This is a genomic window from Candidatus Glomeribacter gigasporarum BEG34, assembly GCF_000227585.1.
Classification (GTDB): Bacteria; Pseudomonadota; Gammaproteobacteria; order Burkholderiales; family Burkholderiaceae; genus Glomeribacter; species Glomeribacter gigasporarum_B.
In genome coordinates, this window is the sequence record NZ_CAFB01000037.1 from 97,161 (window position 1) to 114,391 (window position 17,231).

At 54.2% G+C, this 17,231-nt stretch carries 19 protein-coding genes; 13 read left to right on the top strand and 6 right to left on the bottom strand.

Annotated elements, in window-relative coordinates; genetic code table 11:
• Positions 1–51: 51 nt before the first annotated feature.
• The 5 genes from rfbB to CAGGBEG34_RS02660 are packed head-to-tail and all read left to right on the top strand — an operon-like array spanning position 52 to position 4,406.
• Positions 52–1,179, top strand: a complete 1,128-nt coding sequence (gene rfbB, locus CAGGBEG34_RS02640; RefSeq protein WP_006682330.1) for a dTDP-glucose 4,6-dehydratase — start codon at positions 52–54, stop codon at positions 1,177–1,179.
• Positions 1,180–1,201: 22 nt separating this feature from the next.
• On the top strand, positions 1,202–2,083 hold the full coding sequence (gene rfbA, locus CAGGBEG34_RS02645; protein ID WP_006682331.1) for a glucose-1-phosphate thymidylyltransferase RfbA: 882 nt from the start codon (positions 1,202–1,204) through the stop codon (positions 2,081–2,083).
• The gene (gene rfbC / locus CAGGBEG34_RS02650; protein WP_006682332.1) at positions 2,080–2,631 is read left to right on the top strand and encodes a dTDP-4-dehydrorhamnose 3,5-epimerase; all 552 of its coding nucleotides are present in this window, start codon (positions 2,080–2,082) and stop codon (positions 2,629–2,631) included. The genes rfbA and rfbC overlap by 4 nt, the downstream gene beginning before the upstream one ends.
• On the top strand, positions 2,628–3,521 hold the full coding sequence (gene rfbD / locus CAGGBEG34_RS02655; RefSeq protein ID WP_006682333.1) for a dTDP-4-dehydrorhamnose reductase: 894 nt from the start codon (positions 2,628–2,630) through the stop codon (positions 3,519–3,521). Before rfbC ends, rfbD begins: the two co-directional genes overlap by 4 nt.
• A gap of 24 nt (positions 3,522–3,545) precedes the next feature.
• Positions 3,546–4,406, top strand: coding sequence for a glycosyltransferase family 2 protein (locus tag CAGGBEG34_RS02660; protein ID WP_006682334.1), 861 nt, complete (start codon positions 3,546–3,548; stop codon positions 4,404–4,406).
• A gap of 15 nt (positions 4,407–4,421) precedes the next feature.
• Here the strand turns inward: CAGGBEG34_RS02660 and CAGGBEG34_RS10565 are convergent, their stop codons facing one another.
• Together CAGGBEG34_RS10565 and CAGGBEG34_RS02670 are read right to left on the bottom strand one after the other, a co-directional pair.
• Positions 4,422–5,012: a copper chaperone PCu(A)C gene (locus CAGGBEG34_RS10565; RefSeq protein ID WP_102033259.1), complete on the bottom strand. Its 591-nt coding sequence runs from the start codon at positions 5,010–5,012 to the stop codon at positions 4,422–4,424.
• Between the two features lie 8 nt (positions 5,013–5,020).
• Complete coding sequence (locus CAGGBEG34_RS02670; RefSeq protein WP_006682336.1) at positions 5,021–5,590, bottom strand: SCO family protein; 570 nt, start codon at positions 5,588–5,590, stop codon at positions 5,021–5,023.
• A 110-nt stretch (positions 5,591–5,700) separates the two neighbouring features.
• On the opposite strand from CAGGBEG34_RS02670, the gene otsB reads away from it, so the two are divergent.
• Positions 5,701–6,486, top strand: a complete 786-nt coding sequence (gene otsB / locus CAGGBEG34_RS02675; protein ID WP_006682337.1) for a trehalose-phosphatase — start codon at positions 5,701–5,703, stop codon at positions 6,484–6,486.
• Here the strand turns inward: otsB and ychF are convergent.
• Positions 6,472–7,566 (bottom strand): redox-regulated ATPase YchF, encoded by a 1,095-nt coding sequence (gene ychF, locus CAGGBEG34_RS02680; protein ID WP_006682338.1) that lies wholly within the window; start codon positions 7,564–7,566, stop codon positions 6,472–6,474. The two genes, otsB and ychF, sit on opposite strands and share 15 nt — an antisense overlap.
• A 79-nt stretch (positions 7,567–7,645) precedes the next feature.
• Between ychF and CAGGBEG34_RS02685 the strand changes: the two genes are divergently transcribed.
• From CAGGBEG34_RS02685 to CAGGBEG34_RS02705, 5 genes are all read left to right on the top strand, one after another.
• Positions 7,646–8,830 (top strand): UbiH/UbiF family hydroxylase, encoded by a 1,185-nt coding sequence (locus CAGGBEG34_RS02685; RefSeq protein ID WP_006682339.1) that lies wholly within the window; start codon positions 7,646–7,648, stop codon positions 8,828–8,830.
• A gap of 3 nt (positions 8,831–8,833) precedes the next feature.
• Positions 8,834–9,544 (top strand): DsbC family protein, encoded by a 711-nt coding sequence (locus CAGGBEG34_RS02690; protein WP_006682340.1) that lies wholly within the window; start codon positions 8,834–8,836, stop codon positions 9,542–9,544.
• Between the two features lie 155 nt (positions 9,545–9,699).
• A complete protein-coding gene (locus CAGGBEG34_RS02695) occupies positions 9,700–10,485 on the top strand; it encodes a LuxR C-terminal-related transcriptional regulator (protein ID WP_042687791.1) in 786 nt (261 codons plus the stop codon).
• A 31-nt stretch (positions 10,486–10,516) separates the two neighbouring features.
• Entirely contained in the window at positions 10,517–12,085 is a 1,569-nt protein-coding gene (locus CAGGBEG34_RS02700) for an ABC transporter substrate-binding protein (protein WP_238984938.1), read from the top strand.
• 313 nt (positions 12,086–12,398) lie between these two features.
• Positions 12,399–12,962 carry a Smr/MutS family protein gene (locus tag CAGGBEG34_RS02705; RefSeq protein ID WP_238984939.1) on the top strand — a complete coding sequence of 188 codons (564 nt, stop codon included), beginning with the start codon at positions 12,399–12,401 and terminating at the stop codon, positions 12,960–12,962.
• Here the strand turns inward: CAGGBEG34_RS02705 and CAGGBEG34_RS02710 are convergent.
• Together CAGGBEG34_RS02710 and secG are read right to left on the bottom strand one after the other, a co-directional pair.
• Positions 12,925–14,619, bottom strand: coding sequence for an NAD+ synthase (locus CAGGBEG34_RS02710; RefSeq protein WP_006682344.1), 1,695 nt, complete (start codon positions 14,617–14,619; stop codon positions 12,925–12,927). The genes CAGGBEG34_RS02705 and CAGGBEG34_RS02710 overlap by 38 nt on opposite strands.
• Positions 14,619–14,969 carry a preprotein translocase subunit SecG gene (secG, locus tag CAGGBEG34_RS02715; RefSeq protein WP_006682345.1) on the bottom strand — a complete coding sequence of 117 codons (351 nt, stop codon included), beginning with the start codon at positions 14,967–14,969 and terminating at the stop codon, positions 14,619–14,621. The genes CAGGBEG34_RS02710 and secG overlap by 1 nt, the downstream gene beginning before the upstream one ends.
• 94 nt (positions 14,970–15,063) lie before the next feature.
• Between secG and CAGGBEG34_RS02720 the strand changes: the two genes are divergently transcribed.
• Positions 15,064–15,762: a hypothetical protein gene (locus CAGGBEG34_RS02720; RefSeq protein ID WP_006682346.1), complete on the top strand. Its 699-nt coding sequence runs from the start codon at positions 15,064–15,066 to the stop codon at positions 15,760–15,762.
• Between the two features lie 349 nt (positions 15,763–16,111).
• Positions 16,112–16,432: a hypothetical protein gene (locus CAGGBEG34_RS02725; protein WP_203224830.1), complete on the top strand. Its 321-nt coding sequence runs from the start codon at positions 16,112–16,114 to the stop codon at positions 16,430–16,432.
• Positions 16,433–16,559: 127 nt separating this feature from the next.
• Here the strand turns inward: CAGGBEG34_RS02725 and CAGGBEG34_RS02730 are convergent, their stop codons facing one another.
• The gene (locus CAGGBEG34_RS02730) at positions 16,560–17,207 is read right to left on the bottom strand and encodes a DUF2059 domain-containing protein (RefSeq protein ID WP_006682348.1); all 648 of its coding nucleotides are present in this window, start codon (positions 17,205–17,207) and stop codon (positions 16,560–16,562) included.
• Positions 17,208–17,231 lie beyond the last annotated feature (24 nt).

Below are 17,231 nucleotides of genomic sequence, written 5' to 3' on the forward strand. Positions count from 1 at the left end.
GGCTATAGATCGCTATAATTTTTTCTTTTTTTGAGTATTCAAGTCGCCATTATGCTGCTGATTACCGGCGGCGCGGGCTTTATCGGCGCCAATTTTGTACTCGACTGGCTCGCGGGCTGTTCTGAGCCGGTATTGAATGTCGACAAGCTAAGCTATGCGGGCAATCTCGACACGCTGCGTTCATTGCACAATGATCCACGGCATGTGTTTGTGCACGCCGATATCAATGATCGTGAAACGCTGAACCGCTTATTCGCCCAGCATCGCCCGCGCGCCGTGCTTCACTTCGCAGCGGAAACGCATGTGGATCGCTCAATTCACAGGCCGGCGGATTTTGTTCAGACCAATGTCGTCGGCACTTTTACGCTGCTCGAAGTCGCGCGCGCGTATTGGAATCAATTAACGGGCGAGAACAAAGCCCAATTCCGCTTTGTGCATATTTCGACCGATGAAGTGTACGGCGCGCTGGCGCCGGATGCGCCGCCGTTTACGGAAAACACGGCCTACGCGCCGAACAGTCCTTATTCGGCGTCCAAGGCGGCGTCCGACCATTGTGTGCGCGCCTATCGCCATACCTATGGATTGCCCGCACTTACAATCCATTGCTCAAACAACTACGGCTCGTATCAATTTCCAGAAAAAATGATCCCGCTGATGCTGACCCGCGCGCTGGCTGGAAAACCGCTGCCCGTCTACGGCGATGGCCTGCACATCCGTGACTGGCTCTATGTCGGCGACCATTGCGCCGCTCTGCGCGCCGTGCTCGCGCGCGGTCGTCCGGGCGAAACGTACAACATCGGCGGATGCAATGAGAAAACCAATCTCGATGTCGTGCAGACACTCTGCACGGCTCTGAATCGGATCAAACCCAAGCCGCGCGGACATTATGCAGATCAAATCACTTTTGTCGCAGACCGCCCAGGGCATGATCGCCGCTATGCGATCAATGCGTCAAAAATTGAACACGAACTCGGCTGGCGTCCGGCGGAAACATTTGAGACGGGATTGGAAAAAACCGTGCGCTGGTATCTGGACCATCCAGATTGGGTGAACCGCATCATTTCGGGCGATTACCGCAACTGGGTGGAATTCAATTACACACAGCGCCTAGCGTCTGGAGCATTTTTCAGTGAGATTGCCACTGGCGCGAGCGCGAAGCGACACAGGGCAAGCCGCTAAAAATGCTCTAAAGGAGAATGAAATGGCGCGCAAAGGCATCATTCTGGCGGGCGGTTTGGGCACGCGCCTGTACCCGATTACACAGGCGATATCGAAACAGTTGCTGCCCGTCTACGATAAACCGATGATCTACTACCCATTGTCCACCTTGATGACTGCGGGGATTCAGGATATTTTGATCATTTCCACGCCCATCGATACGCCGCGCTATCAGGCGCTCTTGGACGACGGCAGCCAATGGGGGCTGAATCTGCAATACGCTGTGCAGCCCCATCCGGACGGCTTGGCTCAGGCGTTTGTGATTGGCCGGTCATTTATCGGCCATGATCTGAGCGCACTGATTCTGGGCGACAATATTTTTTATGGCCATGATTTGGTCAAGCAATTAAAAAGCGTTGCGGCCCGTGAAACGGGCGCAACAGTGTTTGCGTATCACGTGCATGACCCTGAACGTTACGGCGTGGTCGAGTTCGATGCACAGTGCCGCGCGCTCTCGATTGAGGAAAAACCCGCAGCGCCGCGTTCGCACTATGCGGTCACCGGCCTGTATTTTTATGACCAGCAAGTCTGTGATATTGCAGCGCAGATCAAGCCATCCGCGCGCGGCGAACTCGAAATCAGCGATATCAATGCGCATTATCTGCGCAGCGGCGCGCTGAGCGTTGAGAGGATGGGGCGCGGTTATGCGTGGCTGGATACGGGCACGCATGAATCGCTGATCGAGGCGTCGGCGTTTATCGAAACGCTGCAAAAGCGGCAGGGGTTGATGGTCGCGTGCCCTGAGGAAATCGCCTACCGCAATGGCTGGATCGACGCTGAACAGCTTCAGACGCTCGCCGCGCCGATTGCTAAAAACGGTTATGGAAAATATCTACGCAGAATTCTGGCAGAACCGACTGCATGACATTCAAACTCACTCTAACCCGTCTTCCCGAAGTCAAAATCATCGAACCCGAAATGTTTGGCGATGCGCGCGGATTCTTTTTTGAGAGCTTCAATGCACGGGCATTTGCTGCGCAAGTGTGCGCCGGCGTTGATTTTGTCCAGGACAATCACTCGCGTTCCCTGAAACACGTGTTGCGCGGCCTGCATTATCAAATTCGGCATCCGCAGGGCAAACTGGTGCGCGTGATTCAGGGCGAAGTCTTTGATGTCGCGGTCGATCTGCGCCGCGCATCAAGACGTTTTGGTCAATGGGCGGGCGTGACTTTATCCGCTGAAAATCGCCGTCAATTGTGGATTCCGCCGGGGTTTGCGCACGGCTTCGTGGTGATTTCGGATTGCGCTGAATTTCTATACAAAACGACCGATTATTGGTTTCCCGAATACGAGCGCAGTATTCTGTGGAATGACCCGGAAATCGGCATTGAATGGCCGCTCATTGGCGCGCCGTTGCTCGCCGACAAGGATGCAGCCGGGAAACGGCTGGCCGACGCGGAGGCCTGTCCATGACTTCTGCACAAACGATCTTGTTGACAGGCCCCAACGGTCAAGTCGGCTTTGAACTGATGCGCACATTGCAGGGTTTAGGGCGCGTTATTGCGCTTGACCGGAATGCATTGGATTTATCTGATGTAAGCCAAATTCGCCGCGTAGCGCGCGAATTGAAACCGGCGGTCATCGTCAATCCGGCTGCGTATACCGCCGTTGATCAAGCGGAAGAAGAAGTTGCGCAGGCGATGCAGATCAACGCGGAAGCGCCCGCCGCGCTCGCTGAAGAAGCGAAGCGGCTGAATGCCGTCCTGATTCATTATTCGACCGATTATGTGTTCGACGGCGCGAAAGAGGGCGCTTATATGGAAGACGATGCGCCAAACCCGCGAAGCGTCTACGGGCGGAGTAAATGGATGGGAGAGCGCGCGATTGCCGAAGCCTGCGGCGCGCATTTGATTCTGCGCACCAGTTGGGTGTACGGACGGCGCGGAAAGAATTTTCTGTTGACGATGCGCCGTCTGGCCGCTGAACGCTCCGAACTGCACATTGTCGATGATCAAATTGGCGCGCCGACCTGGGCCGTGACCATTGCTGCATTGACCGCGCAGATTGTTGCGCAGGGCGTTGCAGCGAGCCGCAGCGATGAAGGCTGGTGGATGCGCCGTTCGGGGATTTATCATTTGAGCGCCGCAGGCGCAACATCGTGGTACGGCTTTGCGCGCGCCATTTTTGAATGCGCGCCGCCCGCTCGAACGCCCCGATTGGTCCCGATTAACACAGAACAGTATCCGCGACCCGCGAAACGTCCCGCCCATTCCCGCCTGTGCACCGATAAACTGGCGCACACATTCGGTTTGCATCCGCCCGGTTGGCGTGCAGCGCTTCAGTTATGTCTTGCGGCGGATTAAAGCATCGCCGCATGTGAGAGGCGCATGCGCCCTGAATCCAACCGCATTGCCTTATCGATCTCCATCGTTCTGTTTAAGCCGGACGTTGCGTTGCTGATGCGCACGCTGGACAGTGTGCGCGCCGCGATAGGCCGCCTGCGTGTGCGGTACGGCGCGCTGCCCGTATGCGTGTGGCTCGTCAATAATGAAAATATGCCTTTGTCAGAACACTGGAGTGACGCATGCAAAGGGACGGAGATTCAGTGTGAGGTTATTCAAGGCCACGGCAATATCGGCTATGGTCGCGCGCATAATTTGGCGATTGAGCGCGCGCGTAGTCAATATCACCTGATTTTAAATCCAGATGTTGAACTGGCGGCGGACGCGCTGGTTCAGGCGCTGCGTTTTTTTGACGCGCATCCTGATATTGCGCTGATTGCGCCGCATGCCTCCAATCAGGGCGGCGCAACACAATATCTGTGCCGACGTTATCCAACGCTTTTCGATTTATGGCTGCGCGGCTTTGCGCTTGCCTGGATGCGCGCACGCTTTGCGCGCCGGCTCGCGCGTTATGAACTGCGCGATTTGACCGACGCCCATCGGACGCTACCGCAGTCTGGAGCGTCGGCATCCTGGTTTTCGCCGCCGATAGTCAGCGGCTGTTTCATGATGTTCCGAACCGATGCGCTCAAAAAACTGAGCGGTTTTGATCCGCGCTATTTCCTGTATTTTGAAGATTATGATTTAAGCCTGCGCACCCGCGCGATTGCGGGCATTGCTTATGTGCCTGCGGTGCGCATTTGCCATTTCGGCGGCGGCGCGGCCAGAAAAGGCAGACGTCATATCGGATATTTCATCGCGTCCGCCTTTCGCTTTTTTAATCGCTTTGGCTGGAAATGGGCGTAAAGTGTGAAAAATGCTCTAATTTGAAGCGGGCGGGCGAACCGGTAACTCAGTCTCCAAGGTTGTGCTGTCTGAAAAATGCAGTTCAATTTTGATTGTATTGCCGGGTGCAATCTTGCGCCTGGCCTGTTCAAGCATCAGATGATAGCCGCCGGGCATCAGTCCGACTTCTCCGTGCGCTGGAACAGTCAGACGCCTGACCCTCACCATTTTGCTTTTCCCGTCCTGCACCACCGATTGATGCACGCTCACATGCGCATAATCCGGACTGCTGGCAGAGATCAGATCGACCGATTGCGCGCCGCGGTTTTCCAGAATCATATAAGCAGCGGCGGGCCGTTCGCTGGGTAACCAGCGCGCCCAGCCTCGCTCAACCGCTAGCGTACTTTTCAACGGCTTGCCCTGTGTCGCTTCGCGCTCGCCGTATTGCTCATACTGTCTTCGCGCTCGCTCCTTGGGCAATCTCGCTGAAAAATGCGCTGGAGCATTTTTTAGAGGCTTGCCCTGCGCAGCGATGCGCTCGCTGTCTGGGTCCGGAGCGGCATCAGGCGCGGCAAATGCAAACACGCTTAAAGCGCATGCAGTCAGGAATATGGCAAAAAATTTCATCGTTTCCCTCAATCGCTGTTGTGGATCAGCGCACGGATATCGTGCGCGATTTGACCAGCGGAGTCCGCGGGTTTTGCAATCAATCGCGCGCGCTGATTCTGGTCGAAGATATACACCGTTGGACTGTGCATCACCTCATAACTTTGATCGGAATATCCAGGAGCGCGCTGGTAGCTCACGCGGTAACGTCGGGCAAGCGCTTCAATCTGACGTGGAGAACCCGTCAGGCCAATGATATGACGCACATCGAATGCCTGTACGTAAGCGCGCATCGCTTTGGGCGTATCGCGCGCCGGGTCCACTGAAATAAACAGAATGCGCACATCGCGCGCGTCATTGCCAAGCTTTTGCAGCGCGCTCATCAGGCGGGCCAGCGTTCCTGGACAGACGTCCGGGCAGTGGGTATAACCAAAATAGACGAGCGCTACCTTGTGTTGAAATGCCTGCTCAGTAACGGGATGGCCCTGATCGCTGGTCAGTGAAAATTTCAGATCGGGCAAATGGCCGCGCACATTGGTGAGTTGCCAGGGTTCGTTGCGTTGGCAGCCTAAAAAAAGCGCCAGCAGCGCTGCGGCCAACAGTGCTGATTTTTTTGGACAGTTTCTACACAAGTCTAGAGATGACGTCTGCTATAAAATTTCTAAGTAAAAAAATGTAATACTAGCATGTACTAGTATGTGGATTTTGAATGCCCTTAAGTCTGCCTGACTCTTTATCTGCGCGGGAAAGCGCGTTTTTTTTGGACTTTGACGGCACCTTGGCCGAGTTGGCTGAAACGCCTAACGATGTGCGGCTGAGCGCGCGCGCGCGCGCCGTATTGGACGGACTCGTACAAGCGTCAAACGGCGCGGTGGCGGTGATTTCAGGGCGCAGCATAGAGGGTCTCGATGCGCTGCTCGCGCCCTTAAAACTGCCGCTCGCCGGTGTGCATGGCGCTGAGCGGCGCGCGGCGCGCGGCGCTGTGTTTCGCGCCGCGGCGGATCGGGCGCCGCTTGGCTGGATGCACCAGGCGCTGGAAGAAACGGTGCGCGCGCATCCGGGCATGTTGCTCGAACATAAAGGCGCTGCGCTGGCATTGCATTTCCGCGCCGCGCAGGGCGATGCCCAGAAAGCGGAGCAGGCGGCTTTGCGCGCCGTCGAGCGGCTGGTTGCGCAGGCGGCGGATCAATATACAGTCCAGCGCGGCAAAAGGGTGTTTGAGATCAAGCCAAAACAGGCCGACAAGGGCAGGGTGATTGCGGCTTTCCTGGGCGAGCCGCCGTTTGCCGGGCGAATCCCCTTCTTTGCGGGCGACGATCTGACTGATGAAGCGGGTTTTGAGGCAGTGAACGCGCGCGGCGGCTGGTCGGTCAAGATTGGCGCGGGCGAAACAGCAGCCCGCGCGCGGCTGGCTTCAGTCAACGCTTTGCTCGACTGGCTTGAATGCATCGTGAGTGCATCGTTTCACGCAGGAAATCGTTCAAACATTAAATAAAAAATGAATCACATCTCCATCCTGCACCACGTACTCTTTGCCTTCTGAACGCATCTTGCCGGCTTCTTTTGCGCCCTGTTCACCCTGATGCGCCAGAAAATCGTCATATGCAACCGTTTGCGCGCGGATAAAGCCGCGCTCAAAATCACTGTGAATCGCGCCGGCCGCCTGTGGCGCGGTCGCGCCGCGCGGAATCGTCCAGGCGCGCACCTCCTTGACGCCGGCGGTGAAATAGGTGTGCAGTCCAAGGCATTCAAAGCCCGCCCGTATCACGCGGTTCAGGCCCGGCTCGCTTAAGCCCATTTCCGCCAGAAAAGCGGCCTGGTCGTCTTGGGATAAATCGGCCAGCTCGGCTTCAAGCGCCGCGCACACGGGAACCAGCGGCGCGCGCTCAGCGTCTGCAATGCGCTGGGCCGCGTTGAGCAAGGGATGCTCTGAAAGCCCATCTTCATCCACATTCGCCACATAGAGCGCGGGTTTGACGGTCAGCAGGCATAAAGGCGCAAGCAATGCGCGCTCCTCCGCCGTCAGGCCGAGTGTGCGCGCCGGCTGCGCCGCGTTTAAGTGCGCAAGCATTTTTTGCAGCAGCGCAAGCATTTGAGCGGCTTCCTTGGAATGGCCGGATTTGGCTGCCTTGGCGGAGCGCGCCAGCGCTTTGTCAACGGTTGCCAGGTCGACCAGCGCAAGCTCGGTATGAATCACCTCGATATCCGCGCGCGGATCGACCTGTCCTGAAACATGCACCACGTCCGGCTCCTGAAAGCAGCGCACCACGTGCACAATCGCATCCGTTTCACGGATATTCGCCAGAAACTGATTACCCAGTCCTTCGCCCTGCGCAGCGCCTGAGACGAGGCCGGCGATATCGACAAATTCGACCGCCGCCGGCACGACGCGCTCCGGCTGAACGAGCGCCGCAAGCGCGGATAAGCGCGGGTCGGGCACTTCGACCACGCCCAGGTTGGGCTCAATCGTGCAAAATGGATAATTTTCGGCGGCGATGCCCGCGCGGGTCAGGGCGTTAAAGAGCGTGGACTTGCCGACATTCGGCAAACCGACAATTCCGCATTTGAGGCGCATGAGATGGAAAATGAAAAAAATGACATTGTATGTCGTGCGCTTGCAGTATGATGGATGTAATTAGAGGTGAATCATCTCAATGAGCGATTTCAACAGTATATTCGATGCGTCGGTGGTGGGCGGCGGCATTGTCGGCAAAACGGCGGCGTTGGCGCTTGCGCGCACTGGATTGCGCGTTGCCTTGCTGGCGCGCGCGCCAGCCCCCCTCCCTGCGAATGCCGCGGCATGCGATGGCCGCGTGTATGCCGTGAGCGGCGGTACGCAAAGGCTGCTTGAACGATTGCGCGTCTGGCAGGCGCTCGACCGTGCGCGGCTAAGTCCAGTGTATGATATGCGCGTCTACGGTGATGCACATGCCGAGCTGCATTTTTCCGCTTTTCAGGCCGCGGTCCCGGAACTGGCGTGGATTGTGGAGTCTTCATTGCTTGAAGGCGCGCTGGATACGGCGCTCGGTTTCCACCCATCAGTGGAAATTTTGAACGCCAGCGCGCAGAAACTAAGAGTATCGAGCGATATGGCGGCGCTTGAACTGGAGGATGGCGCTCCGCTGAAGGCGCGGCTGGTGGTGGGCGCGGACGGCGCGCATTCGTGGGTGCGCGCTCAAAGCGGCATCCCGTGCACGCAGCGCGAATATGGACAAACCGCGCTGACTGCGCAGTTCCAGGCGGAACAGCCCCATCGAGAAGCCGCGTATCAATGGTTTCGCAATGGCGAGATCATCGCGTTATTGCCGCTGCCTGAAAACAAGGTTTCATTGGTCTGGTCGGCGCACACGCCGCATGCGCGGGCATTGCGCGCGCTCGATGTGCCCTCGTTCGCGGCGGCGGTAGAACAGGGTTCTGAACGGCGTCTGGGCGCACTCCAATGCCTCTCGCCGGTGCGCGGGTTTGCGCTGGCATTATGCAAGGCGAGCCGTTTAATCGCGCCGCGCGTTGCGCTCGTTGGAGACGCGGCGCATGTGATTCATCCATTGGCCGGTCAGGGTTTGAATCTCGGTGTGCGCGATGTTGCGGCGCTTGCCAGAACGGTTGCGGCGCGCGAACCGTTCCGCGATCCCGGCGATCCGGTGTTGTTGCGCCGCTACGAACGTTCGCGGCGCGCCGATATTCAGTTGCTGATGGCCGCTACGGACGGTTTATATCGTCTTTTCTCATGGTCGGGCGCAGTGCCGCGCGGCGTGCGCAATGCGGGCTTTAAACTGGTCAATGCAATGCCGCGCATCAAGCGCTGGCTGGCTTCTTATTCTGTTCATGCTCCGGTCTGATTGATGAAACTCCTTTTTTTGACGGCTTTGGCGTATCTGGGAACCGCGTATGCGCACGCCGCGCCCGCGCTGGATGCGCTGAAAGCCAAACTGCAGAAATCCTTGGGGCCGGAGATGAAAATCCAGAGCGTTGCGCCAACGCCGGTTCCCGGACTCTATGAGCTCAACCTGGGTAAAGCGATTCTATATAGCGATGCGCAAGGCGCTTATTTGCTGATCGGCAAAATGGTGAATGCAAAGACGATGGAAAATATCACGGACAGGCGCTTGACTGAACTGAACCGGATTGATTTTAAAAGTTTGCCGTTTGCCAATGCGATCAAAGTGGTGAAGGGCAATGGAGCGCGCCAGATTGCGGTGTTTAGCGATCCGAACTGCAAGCATTGCAGGGAACTCGAACACACGCTCAGCAAGGCCGACAACCTGACCATCTATACTTTTCCGTTCCCCATTCTTAAACCGGATTCGCTTGACAAGGCCAAAGCGATTTGGTGCGCGCCAAATCGCAGCGCTGCATGGCACGCTTGGATGGCGAACCGTCAAGCGCCAGGTGGCAAGGTGAGCTGCGATACCGATGCGCTCGCGCAGAATATTGCGTTTGGCCGTCGTTTAAATGTATTCAGTACGCCGACGATCTTCTTCGCGAACGGATACCGGCTTGCCGGTGCGTTAACGTCGGAGCAGTTGGAGCGCGCGTTCTCCGCAGTTCAATAAATGACTGCAGAACGGGTTCTGACGCTGCCGGTTTGAGGAATGCTCAATATTTCTTAACCAAGAAGGATAATTATAAACTGTATTAGATCACTTTTTTTAAAAGAATGGGATTAGTCTTAATTGATGAAAGAATTTCCATCCGTAAGGCTAACCCTATGAATACTGCCCGGATTCCGCTGGATCTAACAAAGCTCAGTTGTGGCGGCGAATTCTTATCAAATTTCATTGAGAGCTATTTTGAGCCAGCCCATTTAAGAGATGCATGCACTAGAAAACATCTGATTGCCAATTTTCTGAGTGCGAAAAGGGGCGGTTTTGAATCCATGCATGATTTAATTGGCATGACCCCAAAGGAACTTTGGGGGCCGGATGCCTTCCAAAGAAGGGATCAGCTCAATATGGATCCGATTGTTGCTTCTGATGAAATAAAAAATGTAAACAGGATGGCAAATTTTGAAGCGCAAGCCCTATTCTGCAGGCGCCCTGTCAGCATCCATCGATCTATTCTTGATTTTAATGGAATTGCTCATTTTCAAAGAGTTCTAAAAATTCCAATTTTGAGTTCATACAGCAACAAAGTGGTTGCTCTTTTGACGGTCTTGCAAGATTTAACCCATCACTTACATTGTTCAAAAATATTTCATCTTTATCAAAAATTCTATCCCATAAAGAAAGCCATTCAAAAAACTTTGGAGCATTTTAAATTAGAAAAATATTTCTGCGGCCAACCGACCTATCACGAAATGCGGGTTTTATTGTCGATGCGGGAAGATTCCAGGCACAAAGTGGTGGCCAAAAAACTGGAATGCGCGGACGCAACGGTGAGCAGTCATATCGCAAATCTGCAGAGCAAGTTAAAGTCAGGCGCTGTGCATGATGTGCTCTCCCAATTGCCCTCAATACCTGAAAATGAGCAGGACGCATATATCTGGATTGACTAAAAGCCTGCTTCTAGTGGAGATGATTTTTAGCATGAGCGCCATAAATATGTCAAAAGGCATCGCCGCAATACCGGATAAAACGCTCGTCTATTGTTTTGACGTTAGTCCAGCAGGGTTCGACGCAAACCAGGCCAGATCCATTCCAGAGCTCACAACAAGCGCAGCCCCCCTCTACAACCGATTGATCGAATTTGAGCGCGGCGGGATGAAACTTGAACCGGGCCTCGCTGAAAGTTGGGACATCTCCAAAGACGGGAAAGTCTATACATTCCATCTGCGGCGCGGCGTGAAATTTCACAGTACGCCTTGGTTCAAGCCAACGCGCGAATTCAACGCGGAAGATGTGCTTTTCACTTTTGAGCGGATGCGTAACCCAAATATGCCGTTCCGTAAAGCCTATCCGGTTGAATTTACTGTATTTCACCATTTTGGCTTAGACAAAGTCATTTCCAGGATTGAGGCGCTGGATGAAGGTTACGCCGTACGATTTACGCTGAATACCGTTCAGGCGCCTTTTATATTGTTTTTAGCAGCACATGCTACATCCATTCTCTCTGCCGAATACGCGGCGCAATTGCTGAAAGCAGGGAAGCCCTCTGATATCAGTTGGAAACCGGTGGGTACCGGGCCCTTTATTTTTGAAAACTACGATAAAGACGCAACGATCCGCTTCAAAGGCAATCCTGAGTACTGGAAACCCGATGAGGTGTGGTTGTCCAGGCTGATCTTTGACATCACGCCAGACGCCGCCGTGCGCGCGCAGAAGCTCAAAGCGGATGAATGTCAAGTGGCGACTCACTTACGTTCGACGGATATCCCCACGTTTGAATACGATCTCCACTTCCAGGTGCTGAAGTCGCCAGGCTTCAATATGAGCTATCTGGCCTATAACGCCACCCACAAAGCTTTGAGCGATGTGCGGGTGCGCCGCGCGCTGGATATGGCCATCGACAAACAAGCCATCATTGATCAGGTCTATGAAGGACACGCGCAAATTGCGGTGGCGCCAATGTCGCCGTTGCAATGGTCGTATGACAACACGCTGCAAGACGCGCCGCGCAATCTTGAAAAAGCAAAAGCCTTATTGAAGGAGGCAGGCTATCCAAACGGCTTTACACTTTCTTTATGGAGTCCGCACTCGATTGGTACAAATCCAAACCCGCAGTTAACAGCCGCAATGATTCAGTCAGACTGGGGAAAAATAGGCGTCAAAGCAAGGATCGCGAGCTACGAGGTGGCCGAGTACCTTAGGCGAGCCTTTAAGGGTGAGCACGATGCCTTGCTAGCTGGCAAGGTGAGTAATGTACCCGATCCTGATAATTGGCTTCAGAGTCTGAGTTCTGACGCGGCGCGCAACGGCTTCAATTTCTCAAGATGGCGCAATCAGACCTTTGACGCTTTGCTTCAGACAGCAGTTCAAAACCTCAATATCGACGAACGTACCCAGCTTTATCTCAAAGCGCAAAAAATCTTCAAACAAGAACAGCCGTTTACCCCCATCGCCTATGTAACCGACTACCAAGTCATTAATAAGCATGTAACGGGCTTCAAAATCAATCCGCTTGGCCCAACGATTTTTTCTGGGGTTGGCCTGAAATAATTTCTAGCGTTCTTATCTGTGAAGTTTCCAAAAAATCCTGTTTGAACCGTTCGCGTATCCGGTTCCCAAATATTGCATCCTCTTCATTCCAGTATTGATGAATGAGGGATGCAAGTCCATATCTCCACCCAGATTCAATGTCAAAATAGAACGCCTAGGCAACGATCATCAGATGGATCTGGCTAAAAATACATAAACGAAGATGTGGATGGACGGTTCTGGAAAAAGAAATATGCAAGAATGGTGATATGAGCACGGAATTCAGTCTAAATGATGGAGGTTTAATTGAGATGTTCCTCTAGAGGGGATGAGGGTGCGCCGCGCAGTAGATTTGTGCCCAGACTCTGATGCTGCACTGTTCAAACGCGCGGTCAAGGGTGTCATAAAATTATCCGTAGAGCCGCGCGCAGATGTTCATCGCCCGCGTGCAACGCCACTGCGGCGCGCGCGGCGGGAGGAAGCGCCTTTGCCCGTCGCCGCGCCCGCCCTTTCTGATGATTTCGAGCCTGCAGTTTTGACGGATGAGGAGGGATCGGTTTTTCCTCATCCGCATATCCGGCGTGATATCGTGCGCAAACTCCGGCGCGGCGTCTGGCGCATTGAGGCGCAACTGGATTTGCACCATATGCGCCGCTTTGAAGCGCGCGCGGCGCTCTGCGATTTTTTGCATCAAGCCGTGCAGCGCGGGCTGCGCTGTGTGCGCGTGATTCATGGCAAGGGATGGGGTTCGCCGGACGGCCAGCCAGTACTTAAAGCAAAAGTGCGTCTTTGGCTTGCGCAAATCGAGGACGTGATCGCTTTTTGTCCGGCGCGCCTGCAACACGGCGGGGAAGGGGTGGTTATTGTGTTGTTGCGTTCTCCACGAAACGCGAGGTAATCGGATATCGCCAGTCGCGTCCAAACGCGCGCGCTGTAATGCGAACGCCAGGCGGCGCCTGGCGCCGTTTATGTTCATTGGCTTTAATCAGTCGCGCGACCCGCATCACATCCTCTGTGGCGAATCCCTGCGCGATAATCTCCGGACATGGCCGGTTTTCTTCCACATAAAGATGAATGATGGCATCCAGAATCTCATACGGTGGCAAATGGTCTTGATCCCTTTGATTTGCGCGCAGTTCAGCCGATGGCGCGCGCCTCAGAATCCGTTCGGGGATGAAGTTGCGCAGCGCAAATGTATCCGCCGAATTGCGGTAATGTGCCAGCCGGTACACCCAGGTCTTTGACACATCCTTAAGCGCTGCAAAGCCGCCGGCCAGATCGCCGTATAGCGTGCAGTAACCCACCGCCATTTCGCTTTTATTGCCTGTGGTTAAAACGATCGCGCCGCTTCGATTCGATAATGCCATCAGCAGCGCGCCGCGAATCCGCGCCTGGAGATTTTCTTCCACCGTATCAATGGAAGAAGTCATGGCGTTGCGCAGCGCTGGCTTGAGCGCGCTGCGCAATGCTTCAAACACGGGCGTTATTGGAATTTCATCGTAAGTAACGCCAAGCCGGCGGATCATCTCCAGCGCGTCGATGCGCGATATTGCGGCCGTATACGGCGAGGGCATCAGAACGGCGCGCACGCGCGATACGCCGAGCGCATCGCACGCAATCGCGAGCGTCAGCGCTGAATCAATGCCGCCGGATAATCCAATTAAAACGCCTGGGAACGCATTCTTGTCCACATAATCGCGTACCCCAAGCATCAGCGCTGCATACACCTCGGCTTCGATCGGAATTGCAGGCGCAATCGGGCCGCGGATTGAAAAATCAGGCGCTGCGCCGTCTATATCCACAAGCGCCACGCCCGCGCCGAATTTCGGCATGCGGGCAACGCATTCGCCCTGCGCATTGAGAACGCAAGAGGCGCCGTCAAACACCAGCTCATCCTGTCCTCCCGCGCTATTGACATAGACAATCGGCAATCCCGTTTTCTGGGTGCGCGCGCGCAGCATCGCCATGCGTTGTGCCTCTTTGCCGATGTGATAGGGCGAGCTATTCAGGGCGAGTAATATCTGCGCGCCCGCATCGGCGGCGCGCTGCGCAACGTGCAGGCGCCAGATATCTTCGCAGATCAGAACCGCATAACCAATGCCAGCCGCGTTGAAAATAAAAGGCTGGGCGCCGCGCGCAAAATAACGTTGTTCATCAAAAACGCTGGTATTGGGCAAGAAATGCTTCAGATAGGTGCCAATGACCTGCCCGCGATGCAATACTGAAGCAGCGTTGTAGCAGGCTGGGTGCGTTGGCGGACTGGACGCCCGCGCGATACCGGAGCCAGGCCAATAAGGATGGCCGATGACGGCATAGAATCCGTCGAATGCGCTCAAACGCGCTGCCAGTTGGGTCAGCGTTCTTTCCGCTGCAATGCGAAAGGCGGGGCGCAGCAATAAATCTTCGGGCGGATAGCCGGATACAGCCAGTTCCGGAGTGATCAGAAGACGCGCCCCCTGGCGGTATGCATCCTGCGCAGCCTCCACAATGAGATCGAGATTAGCGCTGAAATCCCCTACGGTTGGGTTGAGTTGCGCAAGCGCAATGCGAACCATTATTCCGGTACGTCTGAACCGGCGGACGGCGCACGCTCCTGTTCCGCTGCGGGTGTTGCCGCGCCAGGCGAGGGTTTCATGGCGCCAAGCGCGCCCGCTGCATTCTGCGCATGATGCGCGCCGAGAAAGCTAAGCGCGAGCGTGCATATAAAAAAAACGGTGGCCAGCGCCGCAGTGGCGCGCGACAGAAAATTTGCTGATCCCGTAACCCCGAACAGACTGCCCGCCGAACCGCTGCCAAAGGCAGCGCCCATTTCCGCGCCTTTGCCCTGCTGCAGTAAAACAAGGCCGATGACGCCAAGCGCGGAAAGAAACTGGATACAGAGAATGAATATTTTGGCGATGGACATGGCGTTGTAAAAATAAGTCATTGAACGGATTTAAAAAGAATTTTTAACTGATTAGTATAAAAACCGAATGTAAAAGATAAGCTATGGAGGTTTTATGCTAACGACACATGTTACAAACGATAGCACGACACTGCTACCAAGCGCTGTGTCTGAAGTCAATCCAGATCAGCGTATCGCTGAGTTAACGCAAGATTCGGATGATACCGGCATTGATCAGCGAATTGGAATCGAAAGCGAGTCGAGCGCTTTTATTTTTCCGTCGGACTATTATGTGATCAGCGCGCAACCGATCGATGCAGTCCAGGATCAAGGCAAGTGGATGACAGTGGTGTTTAATGATGGAGAAATTCAGCACGAAAAATACAGCATGGCTCAGTTAATGGGCGATATCCCCAGTTTTACCAAGGTCGGAGCATTGCCTGGGATTGATCTGGAAAATATTAAGCATTTTAATCAGAAATCAATTGAATGGGCATTTGAGTTAGGCGCGATGAAGACAATGGATTCATCCGATCCAGTCTACCGAAAACTGCTCAAATTAGGCTCCGCAAGCGCTGCGGCTTATTTCTTTCCGGGCGTAAAACTGGAGGAAAGCCCCTTGCCAAACTATCTTATGGTTTTTTACGTACTATTCGATGATGTGGTCGATAACCCTCAATTTCAGCAGTCGACAGACTATAAAAAGAGTTCGCAAAAACGCTCAATGCATTTAAAACGGTTTTATCCACTGGAGAACTCCAGCCCGAACAGATTGATTTCCCGCTTTTTGAGCCGTTCTGCAAGCTTCTGTTAAAGCTGCGTCAACATGCCGCCTCTCTAGGCTCAATTGAACCTTTTGTGAAAGCGCTGAACAAACATATGGAGGGTTCAGCTTCGCCTCTAAATCAACGGATGAGCCTTGTCTCGCCTTCTGATGCAACCTATACATTCCTACGTGATAAAGACTTCGGGTCCAGGGCCGTATCGAAACGGGGCGACTGCTCAGGAATATCCAATTAAATGAGGACGTGACTAAAAATTTTCATTTTAGACTGTTCAATCAGCAGGCCAGTATGCATCTGGCCGCAGTGCATGAAATGCTTTCTCTCAGAAATGATATTAGAAATAATAGTTTCAATGATCTTCTGAGCAAAAGTAACGATGTGTGGACATTTCAACAGCAGAATACACAGCAGCCGGAAGGAAAGATTCCGCCTTTGCAGTGGGCGATTGATTTCACCTGTTCGCAATGCCGGAAACTGCTTGATGACATTCAGCACACAAAAAGGCATTTAACCGAAGAACTTTTTCCAGCGGATGATCAACTAAAACAATATTGTGACTCTGTCCTCTACACTTTGGACGGTCATGTTCGCTTGTATAACACTCAGGAACAGGGTATCAAAAGATACGGCACAACGCTGAACCTGGAATACCGGACCATCAACCCGGCACCCGCAATTCAGGTGATGGAAATGGTCTAAGCGCTCCTCGCGGCGGCGCAAATTTTCAGAGAATCATCCGTTTTCAACGATGCGCCGCCGATCAACCCAGCCATTTCAGACGCCCAATTCTTCTGGTCTTCTAGTGGATGTGTTTTAAGCCTACGGCTTATTTCTTACCCGATTGAGCGGATGATTTTGAAGGCGTTGGCGCTGACTTCGCGGCTGCGATTTCCCGGTCAGAAGCGTCTCGGATTTCCTTGACCGCCTGCGGCATATATTTGCCCATCAATCCATTCACCGTATCACGTCCCACTTGGTCTTGCACCTGAATAAATTTACGGCCGGCCGGGCTTTTGTAAAATTTCGTCAGGTCTTCGATTTCCTGGGTCGTGTAATACTTCGCATAGGCATCGTATTGAAACTGGACGGCATCGGCTTTGAACGCCGGCGTCATAAATACTCCGCCCGCCTGTTCAGCCAGCTTGGGCACTACGTTTTGCTGGAGGGAAGGTACCAGCGTGCGTTTTTGCTCTTCATTCAGCGTCTTGTTTTCGTTCAGCGCTTCTGAAAGCACTGCCGGCACCAGTTGCTTGGCCTGATTCTGAGCGCCGTTGCCAATCGCCGCCGCCAGCTTGTCTGCATCAATGGCGTCCAGAAGCGCTTTAATAGCCGCGCGTTTGGCCGGCTCAATCGGAGCGGGCGCAGCAGCGGTTTGGGGCGAGGTTGCGCTGGGCTGCGGTCGTTGTCCTTGCGCCAGCGCCAGCGCCGGCGCAAATACAGCCAATAAAAACCATGGTTTGCGTTGTTTTTTCATTTTGACTCCGTGTCAATAAGTTGG